Source organism: Vibrio pelagius, assembly GCF_024347575.1.
GTDB classification, from domain to species: Bacteria; Pseudomonadota; Gammaproteobacteria; order Enterobacterales; family Vibrionaceae; genus Vibrio; species Vibrio pelagius.
In genome coordinates this window covers 2,238,752-2,256,027 of the sequence record NZ_AP025503.1, presented here as the reverse complement: position 1 = coordinate 2,256,027, position 17,276 = coordinate 2,238,752, and the positions used below count along the sequence as shown (strand labels likewise).

Here is a 17,276-nt window from a genome sequence, read left to right as displayed (position 1 = left end):
AATATCAATGAAAAAGCAAGGTTTACTGGCAGCGTCAATTGCAGTGGCTTTAGTCGGGTGTGGTTCGGACAACGAATCCAGCGCCCCAACAACATTTTCTATTACCGCAATTGATGGCTACTTAGCTAATGCCAATGTTTCGGTAGATAGTACTCAAGATGGTGTTTGTGATCTGTCTCAGGGTAAAACGGATAATAAAGGTCAAGCAAATCTCAGCGTAGAGTATCGAAATTCCACAGTCTGTGTAGATGCAGTTGCAGGTCAAACAATCGACAGCAACCGTGGTCTTGTACAACACGACTTTACTTTAGCAAATGCGGGCAGTGGCACAATCATCAACCCGATGACTAACATGGTGCAAAAACTGCTGGCCGCAGACACCGAACTTACTTTGGCAGAGGCAGAAGAGCAAGTGGTCGCTGCTATCACGGGTGACGCAGGTCTTGAGGTGTCACAAGCTCTTATCTTTGGTGACTACATTGCCGATACTTCAGAGCAAGCAGAAGCACTGAACCTGATTGGTGAAAAGCTGGTGGACTATTCTGATGAAAATATTGAAACCAAGCTAAAACTAGCACAGGCGATGGCAGAGGCAACGCAAGAGATCATTGAAACTGGCAAGTCTCTTGATGGCTACTCGCCAATTATTAATATTCCACCAGGCGGTGGCGATATCACCTTGACGCCGAACACTCGACCAAAAGTTGTTGGTACGACTAACCCTGTTGAATTGACGCTAGGTGATGCTTGGCTTCCGTACGATGTAAGCGACAAATTCCAAGATGCTGAAGGTAATGACATGACCTTCACTATGGTTGTTGTTAATGGTGAAGGCAGTAATGGCCTGTCTATCGATGAGCAAACGGGCTTGATCACGGGTGAACCTGAGAGTGCTGGCGGTTTCACTTATCATATTTTCGCTACTGATGAGCACAATGCTCGTTCATACCCACTGACGTTTGAAGTAACCGTGTTAACGGAAAACAAGCCACCTGTTTTGGATGAAGGCGAACTGGCAAACCTACAGTCGACAATGAATGCATGGGTGATGACAGAAGGTGAGACGTTAGACGATACGTTAGATGTCAGTGCATTGTTCACAGACAGCGACGGTGACGACCTTGACTACAAAGTAGAAACAACATTATCAACAGTCACTCGCACAGGCTTTAATGCTTTAGTGAGTGATGACGGCATAGTGAGCTTCACTGGTCTGATTCCGCGTTCAGCTGCGGCAGATACTGAAACAGTGACGGTTTCAGTGAATGATGGCGTGAACAGTGATTGGGTTTCGGCAACCTTGAGTTTCCCAATCATTGAAGAAGCACCGTTACCACCTGGCGATACACATCCGCTTGAAGAGAACACTTGGTATTTCTTGGAGCGAGGCTCTAACGGAACGAGTTACGCTCAAGTATGGTGTGACACAGTGCGTTTTGAAAATGGTGAGATCTTCTACAACGAGCGTGAGCAAAGCAACAAATCTGAATGTACCACTGAAGCGACCATGAAAGTGGGAACCTATGTTATTGAGGGTGACACCCTAGTTGGCTCATACACGGAAGACGATGAGACAATGACCATGCGCTACGACATCACTAATGACTACGATAGCAACGTAATCTCACCAGGTGCCGTGACCATGCTTTGGACTGAAGAGGGGCGTTCGAGTCGTTACGTTGGATTTAGCAGCCAAGCGGATGCAGAAAAGCGTATTCAAGTGAAATCCAGTGATGGTCCAGAGTTGCGTGATGCTTATTTGTACTGGCCTGGCGAACAAGCACACCAATACCAGTTGATTTCGACTTCATTACAGATGAATACAGCAGAACCTTCTTCGGATAATTCATACGACTACATCAAGGTGTGGATGAATGGTATTAGCTGTGATGGATTGTTGGCGTCGCACAATGGCGATGCGGCTATTTTTGAACGATTCACTGTGACGTCTGAAACCATTTCGGCAAGCAATGGTAATAGCTTACATCCACAATTCTGTGACGATGTATTCGAAGGCGACACGCCAAATGCGGTGCTTTCATTCCTGTTTGGATTAGATAACAGCTACTCACTTGAGTTAGACGAGACTTACAGCATCATTGGCCAAATCAGTGATGACTGGAGCGAGTACATCACTGATGTGAACTTCAATATGGTGTGGGATGGTTCGTCGAACGACGACTAATAGAAAACTTGTTATTCAGACATGCACTGAATGACAAGTGACTTTAATAATTGAAACAAGGAAGCCTAGCGATAGGTTTCCTTTTTTATTTCTCGATAATCTAACAATTGTTCTCTATTGGGGCTTTACATCATTTGGTAATAAAGCCACTATGAATCCACGAAGAATAGACAAGTAAAGCCGCTAGGAAGAAGGTTTACTTATTCAAACCGCCTCACTAGCTGCTAATTTAGAGGAAGCAATGGCAGGAAACAGTATCGGACAACACTTTCGAGTGACCACATTCGGAGAGAGTCACGGTATCGCACTAGGATGTATCGTAGACGGGTGCCCACCAGGATTACAAATCACCGAAGAAGATCTGCAGAAAGATCTGGACCGTCGTCGTCCGGGTACTTCTCGCTATACCACGGCACGTCGTGAAGCGGACGCAGTCAAGATTTTATCGGGTGTTTTTGAAGGTCAAACTACGGGTACGTCTATTGGTCTACTGATTGAAAACACAGACCAACGCTCTAAAGACTATTCAGAAATTAAAGACAAGTTCCGTCCGGGTCACGCCGATTACACATACCATCAGAAATATGGTGTACGTGATTACCGTGGCGGCGGTCGCTCTTCAGCTCGTGAAACAGCAATGCGTGTCGCAGCCGGTGCCATTGCGAAGAAATACCTGAAGCAAGAGTTCGGTGTTGAGATTCAGGCATACCTATCTCAGATGGGCGATATCGCTATCGAGAAAGTAGATTGGAACGAAATCGAGAACAACGCATTCTTCTGCCCTGACGCAGATAAAGTGCCAGAGTTCGATCAGATGATTCGTGATCTACTTAAAGAAGGTAACTCTATCGGTGCTAAGATCCAAGTTGTGGCAAAACAAGTGCCAGTCGGTCTTGGTGAGCCAATCTTTGATCGCCTAGATGCTGACATCGCACACGCACTCATGAGCATTAATGCGGTTAAAGGTGTTGAGATTGGTGACGGCTTTGATGTTGTTAATCAAAAGGGCAGCGAGCACCGTGACCCACTAACACCGGAAGGTTTTACAAGTAACCACGCTGGTGGCATCTTGGGTGGTATTTCAACGGGGCAGGATATCGTAGCAAGCATCGCGCTTAAGCCAACTTCAAGCATCACAGTGCCGGGCGATACCATTACTAAAGATGGCGAGCCTACACAGCTGATCACTAAAGGTCGTCACGACCCATGTGTGGGTATTCGTGCTGTGCCAATTGCAGAAGCGATGCTGGCGATTGTTCTTCTGGATCACCTATTACGTCATCGTGGTCAAAACCACGGCGTGACAACCAATACACCTCAAATCTAACGACTGAGTGTATAGGGTAATGGATTAAAAAAGGGTTGCTTCCTGTGGGAGCAACCCTTTTTGTTTTCTAGTGAATGCAGTGTCTCTGATTAGCCCAAAGATTAATGCACTGAGCTTTCTGGATCTAAGTGGAATGATGGAAGACGCCACTTAAAGCGCACGGCTGCCATTCGCAATAGGTAGCCAACAACCAAGGTTGTGATAGTTGCGGTTACATCGTTAATACCAAACTCTAGCAGGGCAAGGTATAGGCCTGATGCGATAAGTGCGATCGATGCGTAAAGCTCCTCATGCAGTACTAGCGGTGTTTGACGACAGATTAGATCGCGCAGCAGGCCACCAAAGACACCAGTGACCAGTGCCGACACCATACAGATCATTGGGTGTAGACCCATGTTCATCGCCACTTTTGTACCAATGATGCTAAATACAATCAAACCTAGAGCATCTAAGCGGATAAATAAGCCTTTAAGCTTAATCACCCACTTGGCTAGGCCGGTCGTGATGACGCCCGCAATGCACGTAATCGCCAGAAACTCTGGGTTTTCCACCCAGCCTAGCGGGTAGTGACCGAGCAAAATATCTCGAACTGTACCACCACCAATTGCCGTTGCGCTGGCAACCAGCATTACCCCAAACCAATCCATTTTTTGTTTACCAGCGCTGAGTGCGCCAGTCATGGCTTCTGCCGTGATACCAATGATATATAAAACACTTAGTAGCATTGCTGTAACTCTATAATTTCGCCCTATAAAACCGTGATTTATGAGCCGTGCGATGTAAAAAAGAAGCGCGAGTTTAGTGCGAAAAGTCACATTTTACGAATGAATATTTGTACCGTGAATTAGCGTTTCAGATTAGCTAAACTAATCATGCAACTTCAGCTGGGTTAACCTGGGGTGAGCAATCGATTATCATGGCCTTATAAGCACAATAACTCAATGACATTACATGGAATAGGGCTTTACCAAGCGCTTAAAAAAACGCAGAATGCCCTCGTTGTTCTTATTTAGTTTTAATCTTATGACGCATCAATATCCAGACATCATCAATATCTTCAATCAAACCTTTTTCGAGAGCTTCAATACCAAGCTAGAGCTAGGAGAAGATGAGCCGATTTATCTTCCAGCGGATGAGCAAGTTGCTTACCATCGCATCATCTTTGCTCGTGGGTTTTACGCATCAGCTTTACACGAGATTGCCCACTGGTGTGTGGCTGGCCCAGAGCGTCGTTTATTGGAAGACTTTGGTTACTGGTACGAACCTGATGGTCGTACTGAGGCTGTACAAGCAGAGTTTGAGAAAGTAGAAATTCGACCTCAAGCATACGAATGGATCTTAGCATTGAGCGCGGGCTTTCCTTTTAATGTCAGCTGTGACAATCTACACGGCGATTTTGAGCCAGATCGTTTGGCCTTTATGCAAAAAGTGCACAACGAAGTCATGGGGATTTTAGAAGCGGGTTTACCACCTCGTGTAAAAATGCTGTCAGAGGCGTTGCGAGATTTCTATAATATTGCTCCATTGACGGCCAACCAATTTATTGTGAAATAAGAGAAAACTATGATTATCGAATTTGAAGAAAAGCTACTTGAAGTAATTGACGCTCGTATTGAGAATGCTTCTGATGATGAGCTGTTTGCGGGTGGCTATCTGCGTGGTCATATTTCACTGTCTGTTGCTGCATGTGAAGAAGAAGGCATCGAAGATATTGCTGAAGTAAAAGTTCGTATTGAGCAGAGCCTAGAAGAAGCTCGTTCCGAACTGACCCCAGCAGACCGTACTATCGTTAATGACCTTTGGGTTGAGCTACAAAATCTCGCTTAACTTATTTATCTTAACGTGTTCGTTTATGGCGCGCTGATTTTGCCCTCCTCGTGGCGCGTCTCTCCTCCTCTTACCGTTTATTCGAAAAATTTGAATGAGTTTGTACAAATCTTGTGATGGTTCCATTTCGTACTTGGGTTAATCTAATACCACTTACCGAGATAAACGAAAGGACATCATCATGAAAGTTATCGCATTTGGCGCAAGCACCAGCTCTACTTCTATCAATAAAGCTCTAGCAACTTACGCGGCTAACTTGATTGAAGGGGCCGAAGTGAAAGTTTTAGACATAAACGATTACCATGTTCCAATGTTCAGTGAAGATACTGAAAAAGAGATTGGTCAAGCAGAAGGGGCGAAAGCGTTCTTACGCGACTTAGCTGAAGCCGACGCCTTTGTTATCTCTTTCGCTGAGCACAACGGTCACCACCCAGCAGCATTTAAGAATCTGTTTGACTGGACGACACGAATTGAGCGTTCAGTGTATGGCGACAAACCAGCGGTGTACTTAGCAACCTCTCCCGGCCCAGGTGGAGCACAGAGTGTCCTAGGTGCAGCAACCGGTTCGGCACCTTATTTTGGTGGCAATGTAAAAGCGTCGGTGTCGGTACCAAGCTTCTACGATAACTTCGATTTTGAGACGGGTTCGATTAGCAATGAAGATATCGCAACTCAAATTAAGGATGCGGTAGCCAAGCTGTAAGTCATACTTACCCAAAATTAAAAAAGCCCAAGCTTTTAATCAAGCTTGGGCTTTTTGCGATGTCTGTTTTAGAAATTAGAGCGTCTGCCTAACTCACAAGATAACAGTTTGAGGTTATTGATTACGTCCTGCCTGTTTGTCTGCCACCCAGCCAGCGGTGAGCGCTTTGCCTTTACGTAATCGTCTTACCCACATGCGACTTGGGTGAATCGCCTCCAATACATCAACCGGCAGTGGTATTGGGTCGCCGCAGATCTGTGAGGCTAACACCTCTGCCAGCAAGGGCGCTGAGCTTAGCCCGCGCGAGCCTAAACCAATAAAGCAGTAGAGGTTAGGGTAGCTGGCAACTGTCTGAATGCTGCTAGCTTCATCACGCTGCGGGTTGAAGTTATGCAGGTTTTGATACTGAGTTTTAATCGTTTCAAAATCGCCGACATTACCAACAAATGGCAAGTGATCACGGCTAACACTGCGGATGCCTTGGCGTGATAGGTTGCCAGTGGTGTCGATATCTTGAGTCCAAGTTTGGTTTGGCAGCGAACCATGTAGGCGCTCACCATTGTGCTTTTGAACCTCAGCATCAAACTCTTGGTTGATATTACTCTTGTCGTAGTTTGCCCCAATACAGTGGTGACCATTGTTCGGGTTTTGCGGTGTCATGTAGCCATCGAAGCAGAGCACGGTTTTAAGCTTGCTCAGATTCTCAGTGGTTGGGATATGACTAACCTGACCTTTTACCGGAGTTAGTGGTACTGGAGCGGTTTGCTCAAACTGAGTAAATTTGTGCCCGTTAGCAACCACCACTTGTTTATGTAACTTGGTGATTTCGCCTTGCGGAGTATCGATGGTGAGCTTCCACTTCTGGTCGGTATCAAGCCACTCCAGATTGGTCACTTGGTTCTGGTAGTGAGCTTGCAGTAACCCAGATGCCTCAAGTTGAGATATCAAGCCTTGAGTGAGCTGGCGGGGGCTCAACCATCCTCCTAATGGGAAGTAGACACTCTCTTTATCGACAGGCAGGCCGATCTTTTCATTAGCCTGCTCTGGAGACAGGCGTTGAATCAAATCAGGATGGAAGTTACCTTCAAGCATACGATTGAGCTTTTTGGTCGAGCCTTCATCCCACATCAGAATATTTACGCCGCACCAGTCGTGATCAAACTCGACAGATTGAGAGGCTTGCTCAAGGAACTGGCGCGCAAAGAGTAACCCCGGACCAAATATACGCGATACGTTTGAACGGGTTTCGCTCAGTAACGGATAGATCGCTCCTTGGTTGTTACCAGATGCATTTTCTGCTGGCTGTGTGTGCTCGCAGTAGAGTGATACGTGTTTACCGCGACGGGTGAGCGTTTTGGCCAGAGCTGCGCTCGCCACACCGCCTCCAATGACCGCGATATCATCAGTGTCACTATGAGGCGCTAAACCAAACCAAGGCTTGATGTTGGAATCGGCTTGTTTGTGATTCAGGCGTCCCGCAATCATTTCACGTTTCGTACCAAAGCCTTTAACCTTTTTCATCTCAAAGCCGGCTTCAATCAGACCGCGGCGCACAAAGCCTGCAGCCGTGAAGGTCGCGCAGCTACAGTTTTGCTTAGCCAGTTTAGCCATACCGTTGAACAGGTTCTGATTCCACATCTCAGGGTTTTTACTCGGTGCGAAACCATCGAGGAACCAAGCGTCGACTAGCCCTTGTTCTGGATTAGGGACAAGTGGCATGCAGTCTTTGATATCACCAAACCACAGATCTAGGGTGATTTTGCCATCGCCTAGTACAATACGATGACATTCAGGCAGCGCAATCGGGTAGTGCTCTTGGAGCTGAGCTGCATACTCAGCAAGTTCTGGCCATGCCTCGTGTGCTTTGATGAGGTCGTCTTTGTTTAACGGGTATTTCTCAAAACTGATGAAATGTAACGCTTTGGTCACAGCTTGTGGGTTATCTTTTAGAAACGCATCAAACCACTGCCAGACGGCAAGGAAGTTTAGGCCCGTTCCGAAGCCCGTTTCTGCAATTACAAAGCGGCGTTGTTCATGTTCTAGCCAGCGCTCTGGAAGGTGGTTTTGTTTTAAGAACACGTAACGAGTCTCTTCCAAACCATTCACGTTTGAGAAGTAAACGTCGTCGAATTGGTCGGAAACTGGCGTACCAGACTCGTTCCAATCCAGTTCAGCATTAGTAATTGAAGTCATAAAATCTATCATTTTGTGATTTGAAGCGATATGTTTGGAGGGATTGTACGAATTTCTAGGAAAGCTGACCACTTTTGTTGGTCTTCTTAGTTATCATCTAGCTGAATTTTGAATTATAGGAATGTCACATGAAACGAGTCGTAATCACCGGTATGGGTATTGTTTCAAGTATCGGTAACAACGTCGAAGAAGTTTTAGCATCATTAAAAGCGGGTAAATCAGGTATTACCGCTTCAGAACAGTTCAAGGAACAAGGCCTCCGCTCGCAAGTTTGGGGTAACCTAAAAATGAACCCAGCTGACCATATCGATCGCAAAAAAATGCGCTTTATGGGTGATGCAGCGGCATTTGCATACCTTTCAATGGAGCAAGCAATCGCTGACTCTGGTCTAACAGAAGAGCAAGTATCAAACGATCGCACAGGTATTGTTGCGGGTTCTGGTGGTGCTTCATCTCTAAACCAAGTTAACGCGGTTGATATCCTGCGTGAAAAAGGCGTTAAGCGCGTTGGTCCATACATGGTTCCACGTACAATGGCGTCAACGGTTTCTGCTTGTCTAGCGACTCCTTTCAAAATCCGTGGTGTGAACTACTCAATGAGCTCTGCGTGTGCGACATCTGCACACTGTATTGGTCACGCAATGGAACTTATCCAACTGGGTAAACAAGACGTAGTATTTGCTGGTGGCGGTGAAGAACTAGATTGGTCTCTGACTATGATGTTCGACGCGATGGGCGCACTATCGACTAAGTACAACGACACTCCAGAACAAGCATCTCGTACATACGATGCAGACCGTGACGGTTTCGTAATCTCTGGTGGCGGCGGCATGCTTGTTATCGAAGAGCTTGAGCACGCGAAAGCACGTGGCGCGAAAATTTACGGTGAGATCGTAGGCTACGGTGCAACATCCGACGGTTACGACATGGTAGCTCCGTCTGGTGAAGGCGCAGTTCGCTGTATGAAGATGGCAATGCAAAACGTTGAAGGTGTTGATTACGTGAACACTCACGGTACTTCAACGCCAGTTGGTGACGTTAAAGAACTTGGTGCTATCCAAGAAGTCTTCGGCGGCAACAGCCCAGCTATCTCTGCAACTAAAGCGATGACAGGTCACGCTCTAGGTGCTGCAGGTGTACATGAAGCGATTTACTCAACGCTAATGCTAGACAATGGATTCATTGCGCCAAGCATCAACGTTGCAAATCTAGACGAGGCAGCAGCGGGTCTAGACATCGTAACTGAAGCTCGCGAGCAAGAGCTAACAACAGTTATGTCGAACAGCTTCGGCTTCGGCGGTACTAACGCAACACTAGTGATCAAAAAGTACCAAGACTAAGTCTGTACTTTCGTCACCAATAAACAGAATAAGTCTGACGACAGGCATATAGATTATTAGATTTATAGGTTTCCAGAGCTTGATCAGTACTGGCTTTGGTTAGTCACTGATCGAACAGACGCAGACTCTGTCTCCTGGAGAGCGAGACAGGATCCTTTTGTTCTGGGTATTTGCCCGATTGTTTATTCAATCGGGCATTTTTCTTTTTATCACCAAGTAAATACACCAAAGTGAGGCGTTTTTCTATTTGCCCTCGACAGTTGCTGTCTAATTTTGCACAATCATTTCAATCCTCATTTTAGGTCGATGGACCATAACTAAAGTACCCGCGTAATGAAAATCTTAATCGATGAAAATATGCCTTATGCTGAAGAACTATTCAGTCAACTGGGCGAAGTGATTTTAAAGTCAGGTCGAACCCTAACAGCTGACAACCTTGTAGATGTTGATGCTCTAATGATTCGCTCTGTAACTAAAGTGAATGAGTCACTGATCAGCAAAGCGAACAAATTGAAATTCGTTGGTACAGCAACCGCAGGTATGGATCATGTTGATCAAGACTTGATGAAAGAGCGTGGGATTTTTTTCACAGCCGCTCCGGGTTGCAACAAAGTCGGTGTCGCTGAGTACGTGTTTAGCGCAATGATGGTGCTGGCTCAGCAGCAAGGCTTTTCAGTATTCGACAAAACGGTCGGCATTATCGGTTGTGGTCAAGTGGGCAGCTACCTAGCAAAATGTTTGGAAGGTATCGGCATAAACGTGCTTTTGAATGATCCTCTAAAACAGCAAGAGGGAGACGCGCGTGAGTTCACTGAGCTTGACACTCTCCTAGAGCAAGCGGACATTATCACCACGCACACGCCGATCACCAAAACGGGTGACTACCCAACGCATCACTTGATCAACGAAACGGTACTGAACAACTTCCGTGCTGATCAAATCTTGATTAACGCAGCTCGCGGTCCTGTGGTGGACAACCAAGCACTGAAGGCTCGCCTACAAAAAGCGGATGGTTTCACAGCGGTATTGGATGTATTTGAATTCGAACCAGAAGTGGACATGGAGCTATTGCCACTGCTTGCCTTCGCAACACCGCATGTTGCTGGTTATGGTTTAGAGGGCAAGGCGCGCGGTACAACCATGATTTTCAATAGTTATTGTGAGTTCTTAGGTAAAGAGCAGCGTGCTTATGCCAGTGACTTATTGCCGACGGCACCAGTGCCGCAAATGAAATTAGATAGAGCATGGGACGAAGCAACACTGCACAATTTGACTCAGTTGATCTATGATGTGCGCAAAGACGACGCCTTATTCCGTCGCAATATCGCTACGCCAGGTTCTTTTGACCGCATGCGTAAAGAATATTGGGACCGCAGAGAATACAGTGCAGTCGAACTAACGGGTGATGAGACTTGTAACTTAGCACCGTTAGCGAAACTCGGTTTTATGGTAAAGCCAACTTTATAAAAGAGAGAAACAATGAGCCAAGAATTTAATATTGCTATTTTAGGTGCGACGGGTGCGGTTGGCGAAACCATTATCGAAGTACTAGAAGAGCGTAAATTCCCTGTCGGTGAACTGCACTTACTAGCAAGTGAACGTAGTGAAGGCAAAACCTACCGTTTCAATGGTAAAACGGTAAAAGTGCAGAATGTAGAAGACTTTGATTGGTCTCAAGTACACATCGCATTTTTCTCTGCTGGTGGTGACCTATCTAAGAAGTGGGCTCCGATTGCAGCAGACGAAGGCGTCGTTGTTATCGACAACACCTCTAAGTTCCGTTACGAGTACGATGTTCCTCTGGTTGTTCCAGAAGTGAACCCAGAAGCGATCGCAGAGTTCCGTAACCGTAACATCATTGCAAACCCGAACTGCTCAACTATCCAAATGGTTGTGGCACTAAAACCGATTCACGATGAAGTGGGTCTAGAGCGTATTAACGTTTCTACCTATCAATCGGTTTCTGGTGCAGGTAAGCCGGGTATTGATGAGTTAGCAGGCCAAACAGCGAAACTGCTCAACGGTATGCCAGCAGAGAACTCAGCGTTCCCTCAACAGATCGCGTTCAACTGTATCCCACAGATTGATGAGTTCACAGAAAATGGCTATACCCGTGAAGAAATGAAGATGGTTTGGGAAACTCAAAAAATCTTCGCTGACTCTTCAATCACAGTAAACCCAACCTGTGTTCGTGTACCAGTATTTTACGGCCACGCTGAATCTCTACACATTGAAACACGCTCTCCAATCGGAGCTGAGCATGTTGTTCAACTGCTAGAGAACACAGAAGGTATTGAAGTGTTCCACGGTGCAGAGTTCCCAACTCAGGTTCGTGATGCGGGCGGTAAAGACCATGTCATGGTTGGTCGTATCCGCGGTGATATCAGTCACTACAGTGGCGTGAACATGTGGGTTGTTGCGGATAACGTTCGTAAAGGCGCAGCGACCAACGCAGTACAAATCGGTGAAGTATTGATTCGCGATTACCTATAATCGAACCCCCTCACTGTTTACTGAAGCCTCACTCATTAGTGGGGCTTTTTTAATCAATCAAAAATACATCCTCATAAATTGTGTGAAATTGCTGCGAATATTGTCGTCGTAACACATTTTTTGTTTTCATCCCTATAGTTTTGCTCCTGATATCCGATATATTTAGTAGATCATTATTTTTCCGAATTTAAGCACCTAACTGAGCCTTTTATGTTTCAAATTTTCAAGCAGTGGTGGATGCCTTTAGCGTTTATCATTGCGACTCAGATTTCCGTAGTTCGTGCAGATACTATTCGAGTCGTTGGCCCTGATGGACAGATTAAATCCTCGCCAACATTCTCAGAGCCCGTTCGCGCTCAATCACTCAATCAAGCGAGTGAGCCTTCTCGATTTTATGGGCCAACCAATGGCAATGAAACCTTGTGGTCTATTGCGTCTCGACTGCGCCCTGATAACTCAGTTTCCGTGCAACAAACGCTTTTGGCGATCTATCGATTAAACCCTCAGGCTTTTGAAAATCAAAACATCCACAGTTTAGTGCCATCGAGCTACCTACGTGTACCATCTTTAGAGCAGGCTCGAGCAAGCTCAACGCAGCAAGCTATCCAAATTATGGACTCGCACCAAGCTAAGCTGAATGCACCGTCTCGTCAGCCCATCGCTCCTGCTAAACCAGAAGTAACGAGACCTGCGACAGCAAAACCTGCTCCAGTCGTAAAACCAGAAACGGTTGAACCTAAGTCAGAAGTTGAGATTAAACCTGCAGCGCCATCAAAGCCGCTGACTTCATCTCAAGAACATGAAGTGAACCAACTCGAGAAGCAGTTGGAGATGTCAGAATCTGAACTGTTGTCTCTTGAAGAGAAAAACCATCAGTTACGTTTGATGCTGTCGAATGTTCAGTCTGAAGTCGAATTACTTAAAAGTGAGCTGAGCGATGAAGACCGTATTCGTAACGAAGTAGAGAAGCTGCTCGAGGAAGAGCGTCAGAAGAACGCAGACATTGAAAAAATGGCTCCGAGCACCTTAGATCAACTGCTATCTAACGGTTGGCTCGTTGCAGCTTTGGCTATTATTCCAGGTCTTCTGATTGGTCTTTTCATTATTATGCTTTTGGGTAGAAAGTCGAAACAAGACGAGCCCCAACAAGCTGAGCAAGGAACAAACAATTTACCTGAACAAAGTAATATGGTTCCAATGCCTCTCGATGAAGAGCTGGCGGATCTTGACACCGAGCTTTCCCTAGATGATGAGCTGTTCGGTACAGATAATGACACAGAGAAGCTGTTTGAAGACGAAGGTAGCAGTGCGCAAGAAGATGTCTTTGCTGGGCTGGACGACGCTGACCTAGACTTTAACCTTGACGGTGAAGATGACGACCCATTTGCCGGTATCGGGGACGACGGTGACCTAGATGGTAACTTCGAAGATATCGATCTAGATAGTAATGAGCTTGATAGCAATAACGGCATCAGTGTTAACGGCGAAGAAAAAGCCCTTGGTTTAGAAGAGATGGAGCGCGCCCTCGACGAAACAGTAGAGAGTGCACTTGATTCTGATGAAAGTGACTTCGACCTCTCAGATGATAACCCAATGTCTGCCGATGATATTGAAGCACTGTTGTCTCAGGATGCACAAACTGAAGATCTTGGCTCTAATGAGTTAGATCAGTCGATGTTGGATGATCTGTTTGCATCAAGTGATGACGATGATAGCTTCGATCTTGATACCTTGATGTCAGAAGACGATAGTTCAACGACGCCGGGTGTGAGTGATGACTTTGACATCGATGCGCTTATTTCAGAGCAGCAGCCGTCTTCGGATGAGTCGTCAGCTTCTACCGAAACGCCTGACTTAGGTGACGAATTCGATATTGATGCTCTTATCTCAGAGCAACAATCGCCAGCTGAGCCTGCAAGCAACGATGATATTGACGATATTTTCGCTCAAGTTGCGGAGCAGTCGCCAGCGGGTTCTGATAATGATTTCAATCTTGATGAACAAGAAGACCTGACATCTCAGTTCACAAGTGAACTCGCTTCTGATGATGATATCGAGAATATCCTTTCTCAATTTGATCAGCCAGAACCTGAAGAGGAAGCGCTGATTGGAGACGATCTACTCTCCAATAGCCCAGAATTGGCTCCTAACGAAAGCACGGATTTGCTCGATGAGTTGCTAGATGGTGACGATGTAGATCTTAGCAATTCAACCGATCTTCTTGATGAGATGATCGGAGATGACGATGATACCGACCAACAAGAGCATCTAGACTTAGATCCACTTACGGAACTTGAAGAGCTGTCTGGATTATCTGAAGAAAGTGAAGATGACTTTAAACTAGATGAAAGCAGCACGGATCTACTCGATGACTTTTTAGATGACGATGATACACCGTTAACACTTGAAGAGGATGAAACACTCGATGAGCTGCTGGGTAATGATTTATCTGAGTCATCACTGTTAGAGCCAGAGGCGGAAGAAACGTCGGAATCACTCGACCCGTTTGATGAACTATTAACCAGCGGTATTGACGATTTAGATCTTGGACAAGATGTCCAGCCTGAAGAATCAAGTTTTGAGCAATCACTCTCTTCAGCGCTTGAAGAGACGGCTGAAACTTCAGAAGCGAGCTTAGGTGAACTTGAGCACTCCGAAACGACAGAAGTACCTGAGCGGAAAGAAGATGCTGATCAAGAGAGTGCGGCGGAACGTCAATCTGAAGCGTTAGAAACGGAGAGCTCACTTGATGATGCCGAAGTGAATGATGAGCCAACAGTTCCGTTTGAACAAGAAAGCAAAGATTTCAACCGCAACGATTTCATCGGTGACATGCACGATATTGCACCTCAAGCAGACGCCTTGTTTGATGAGTCTACTCAGCACTCAGACACTGCTGCGTCTGATGATGCGACTCTAGAAACCGCCTCAGTTACTGAAGAGACGGACGAAAGCGCAATTATTGATGAGGATAAGCAGGCTTCTCCAAACGTTGACAACTTAGAGCAGGATATCGCATCGGTTGAAGAGTCTCAGTCACAAGCGTCAGAGCCTGAGCTAGAAGCGTTTGATGAATCGTTACCATCTGAAGATTTGCAAGAGAGTGTCGAAGAGTTACTGTCTCAACCTGAGCCAGAAGTGAAATCGACTCCAAATGATCTCGAGGATGTCTTGGCTGCGGATGTAGAGCAACAGACACCCACTCAACTGACAGATGAACAAGCGCTAGAAGATTCGACGGAGCTTGAAGATGATTGGCTCTCTGCAGCAATCGATGATGTTGAGTCACCGCAAGCTGTAGAGTCGGATTTCGATTTCGCGCCGAAAATTGAAGCTAGCGAGCCTCAGCTAGATATGGAAGACTCCTTGCCAGAGCCAGAGCCAGAGCCAGAGCCAGAGCCAGAGCCAGAGCCAGAGCCAGAGCCAGAGCCAGAGCCAGAGCCAGAGCCAGAGCCAGAGCCAGAGCCAGAGCCAGAGCCAGTTCGTGCTGCGAATATGCCTGAGATCATTCCAAATGAGTTTGGCGTTCCAGAAGATGATGATTGGTTGTTCGAAGATGATGCGAGTTCTGAGCCTTTAACGGAAGAGGCGCAGGTTGATGAATCACCAGCGTCTGAATTACCAGCTCAAGAAGCACCTGAATTCGAAACAGAAGCTCCAATTCAAGAGCCAGTAGCTCCAGAAGCACCATCTCCAGAGCAAGTCGCTGATGAAGTGTTTTCGTTCGATGATTTAGAGCTACCAGAGTTTGATGAAGACGATGCACTCGACGCCGTTCAAAATGAGCCGCAAATAGAATCAGAAACCCCTGTTCAAGAGCAAACAGCAGAGGAAGAGTTCTCGTTCGATGATCTAGAGCTGCCGGAGTTTGATGAAGACGACGCATTCGATGCCGTTCAAAATGAGCCGCAAATAGAATCAGAAGCCCCTGTTCAAGAGCAAACAGCAGAGGAAGAGTTCTCGTTCGATGATTTAGAGCTGCCAGAGTTTGATGAAGACGATGCACTCGATGCCGTTCAAAATGAGCCACAGTCAGAAACAGAGTCGTCAGCCCCTGAACAAACTGCTGAAGACGAACTCTCGTTTGACGATTTAGAACTACCAGACTTTGAAGAAGAGGACGCTTTAGCTGAGATTCTAAGTGGTGAAGATGATGCCCAATTGGAGCAAGATCTTACGATTGATGATAATGCGCTTGAGCTTGAAGAGAGTGAGTTACCTGAATACGACGAAGAGAGTGCAAAAGCCGATGCGGTGTTAGATGACATCGAATTGCAGCAGCCTGAACCAGTCCCTCTTGAGCCGGGGGTAGAGCTTGATGAAAGTAAGCTACCTGAGTATGGCGAAGATGAGGCGCTGAGCGACGCCTTCTCTGAAATTGGCGAGCCACTCAATACATACGGCGCGCAAGCGGAAGAGCAAGATGCACTGCATGACCTTTTCTCCGGTGCGAATAGCTTTGTGAGTGATGAGATTACGTCGCATCAGCCTGAAGCCGAACAACCATCATCGCCAGTTACACAAGATGAACCATTAGAGGGTTTTGACGAATTCGATGAGTCAGCATTAGCAGAGCTGCTATCTGAAGATGTACAAGACTCGGTTGACTCGATGTTCGAGCAACCAATGGACGACACCGCCATTGACAGTGCTGGTCTTGATATTGATGCCATGTTGGAAGTGGGTGGCGAAGATTGGAAAGGTTTCAGCTTAGAGCCTGAACAGCAATCGAGCTTATCTCATGATGTACCGGATGATCAGCAAGAGATCTGGGAATCTGCGCAGCGTCAAGTAGAACCTCAAATTCAAGAGGAGAACTGGGGGGCGCAAGACCAACTGCTCGAAGCCACGGCTGAAAAAGAGCAACAGTTTATGACGATTGATGAACTGATGGCGCAGGTGGAGCAAGAAAATGGTGAGGCGGTGAATCCCGATGAAGAAGAACTGAAGCTAGACGTTGGTCTGAATGAGTTCCCTGACGTAATTGGCGATATCGGTAATTATGATGTCGATAGCAATGCTGAAGCAGCGGGTAAGCTAGACCTTGCTAAGATCTACATCGAAATGAGCGATCCGCAAGGCGCAATTAAGTTGTTGGAAGAGGCCATTGTTGATGGTTCGGATGACATTCGCCGAGAAGCGAAGAACTTAATAGATACATTAAACGGGCGCTAAGCCAAGAAAGTCAAAAGAGAGCCAGATATATGG

At 46.3% G+C, this 17,276-nt stretch carries 11 protein-coding genes; 9 read left to right on the top strand and 2 right to left on the bottom strand.

Annotation, left to right across the window (positions count from 1 at the left end; genetic code table 11):
• Window positions 1-7: 7 nt before the first annotated feature.
• Window positions 8-2,185, top strand: a complete 2,178-nt coding sequence (locus tag vsple_RS09730) for a putative Ig domain-containing protein (protein ID WP_261881885.1) — start codon at window positions 8-10, stop codon at window positions 2,183-2,185.
• 241 nt (window positions 2,186-2,426) lie between these two features.
• Complete coding sequence (aroC, locus tag vsple_RS09725) at window positions 2,427-3,512, top strand: chorismate synthase (protein ID WP_032551893.1); 1,086 nt, start codon at window positions 2,427-2,429, stop codon at window positions 3,510-3,512.
• A gap of 101 nt (window positions 3,513-3,613) precedes the next feature.
• Here the strand turns inward: aroC and vsple_RS09720 are convergent, their stop codons facing one another.
• Window positions 3,614-4,237, bottom strand: a complete 624-nt coding sequence (locus tag vsple_RS09720) for a trimeric intracellular cation channel family protein (RefSeq protein WP_150869040.1) — start codon at window positions 4,235-4,237, stop codon at window positions 3,614-3,616.
• Window positions 4,238-4,535: 298 nt separating this feature from the next.
• Here vsple_RS09720 and vsple_RS09715 point away from each other — a divergent pair, with 298 nt between their 5' ends.
• The 3 genes from vsple_RS09715 to vsple_RS09705 all read left to right on the top strand — a co-directional run bounded on the left by vsple_RS09715 (window position 4,536) and on the right by vsple_RS09705 (window position 6,042).
• On the top strand, window positions 4,536-5,066 hold the full coding sequence (locus vsple_RS09715; RefSeq protein ID WP_255230233.1) for an elongation factor P hydroxylase: 531 nt from the start codon (window positions 4,536-4,538) through the stop codon (window positions 5,064-5,066).
• A gap of 9 nt (window positions 5,067-5,075) precedes the next feature.
• Entirely contained in the window at window positions 5,076-5,339 is a 264-nt protein-coding gene (locus vsple_RS09710) for a YfcL family protein (protein ID WP_255230234.1), read from the top strand.
• 181 nt (window positions 5,340-5,520) lie between these two features.
• Window positions 5,521-6,042 carry an NADPH-dependent FMN reductase gene (locus vsple_RS09705; protein WP_261881884.1) on the top strand — a complete coding sequence of 174 codons (522 nt, stop codon included), beginning with the start codon at window positions 5,521-5,523 and terminating at the stop codon, window positions 6,040-6,042.
• A gap of 114 nt (window positions 6,043-6,156) precedes the next feature.
• Here vsple_RS09705 and mnmC read toward each other — a convergent pair whose 3' ends face one another.
• On the bottom strand, window positions 6,157-8,307 hold the full coding sequence (mnmC, locus tag vsple_RS09700; protein ID WP_261881883.1) for a bifunctional tRNA (5-methylaminomethyl-2-thiouridine)(34)-methyltransferase MnmC2/FAD-dependent 5-carboxymethylaminomethyl-2-thiouridine(34) oxidoreductase MnmC1: 2,151 nt from the start codon (window positions 8,305-8,307) through the stop codon (window positions 6,157-6,159).
• 56 nt (window positions 8,308-8,363) lie between these two features.
• On the opposite strand from mnmC, the gene fabB reads away from it, so the two are divergent.
• From fabB to vsple_RS09680, 4 genes are all read left to right on the top strand, one after another.
• Complete coding sequence (gene fabB / locus vsple_RS09695; protein WP_032551898.1) at window positions 8,364-9,575, top strand: beta-ketoacyl-ACP synthase I; 1,212 nt, start codon at window positions 8,364-8,366, stop codon at window positions 9,573-9,575.
• Window positions 9,576-9,908: 333 nt separating this feature from the next.
• On the top strand, window positions 9,909-11,042 hold the full coding sequence (locus vsple_RS09690) for a 4-phosphoerythronate dehydrogenase (RefSeq protein WP_261881882.1): 1,134 nt from the start codon (window positions 9,909-9,911) through the stop codon (window positions 11,040-11,042).
• Between the two features lie 12 nt (window positions 11,043-11,054).
• Window positions 11,055-12,068 (top strand): aspartate-semialdehyde dehydrogenase, encoded by a 1,014-nt coding sequence (locus tag vsple_RS09685; RefSeq protein ID WP_261881881.1) that lies wholly within the window; start codon window positions 11,055-11,057, stop codon window positions 12,066-12,068.
• 210 nt (window positions 12,069-12,278) lie between these two features.
• Window positions 12,279-17,243: a FimV/HubP family polar landmark protein gene (locus vsple_RS09680; protein WP_261881880.1), complete on the top strand. Its 4,965-nt coding sequence runs from the start codon at window positions 12,279-12,281 to the stop codon at window positions 17,241-17,243.
• Window positions 17,244-17,276: the final 33 nt, after the last annotated feature.

Bases quoted from the DNA above. Each gene is read 5' to 3' on its own strand.
- aroC (WP_032551893.1), top strand. From the start codon at position 2,427: ATGGCAGGAAACAGTATCGGACAACACTTTCGAGTGACCACATTCGGA.
- vsple_RS09720 (WP_150869040.1), bottom strand. From the start codon at position 4,237: ATGCTACTAAGTGTTTTATATATCATTGGTATCACGGCAGAAGCCATG.
- vsple_RS09680 (WP_261881880.1), top strand. From the start codon at position 12,279: ATGTTTCAAATTTTCAAGCAGTGGTGGATGCCTTTAGCGTTTATCATT.
- vsple_RS09705 (WP_261881884.1), top strand. From the start codon at position 5,521: ATGAAAGTTATCGCATTTGGCGCAAGCACCAGCTCTACTTCTATCAAT.
- vsple_RS09710 (WP_255230234.1), top strand. From the start codon at position 5,076: ATGATTATCGAATTTGAAGAAAAGCTACTTGAAGTAATTGACGCTCGT.
- vsple_RS09685 (WP_261881881.1), top strand. From the start codon at position 11,055: ATGAGCCAAGAATTTAATATTGCTATTTTAGGTGCGACGGGTGCGGTT.
- vsple_RS09690 (WP_261881882.1), top strand. From the start codon at position 9,909: ATGAAAATCTTAATCGATGAAAATATGCCTTATGCTGAAGAACTATTC.
- vsple_RS09730 (WP_261881885.1), top strand. From the start codon at position 8: ATGAAAAAGCAAGGTTTACTGGCAGCGTCAATTGCAGTGGCTTTAGTC.
- fabB (WP_032551898.1), top strand. From the start codon at position 8,364: ATGAAACGAGTCGTAATCACCGGTATGGGTATTGTTTCAAGTATCGGT.
- vsple_RS09715 (WP_255230233.1), top strand. From the start codon at position 4,536: ATGACGCATCAATATCCAGACATCATCAATATCTTCAATCAAACCTTT.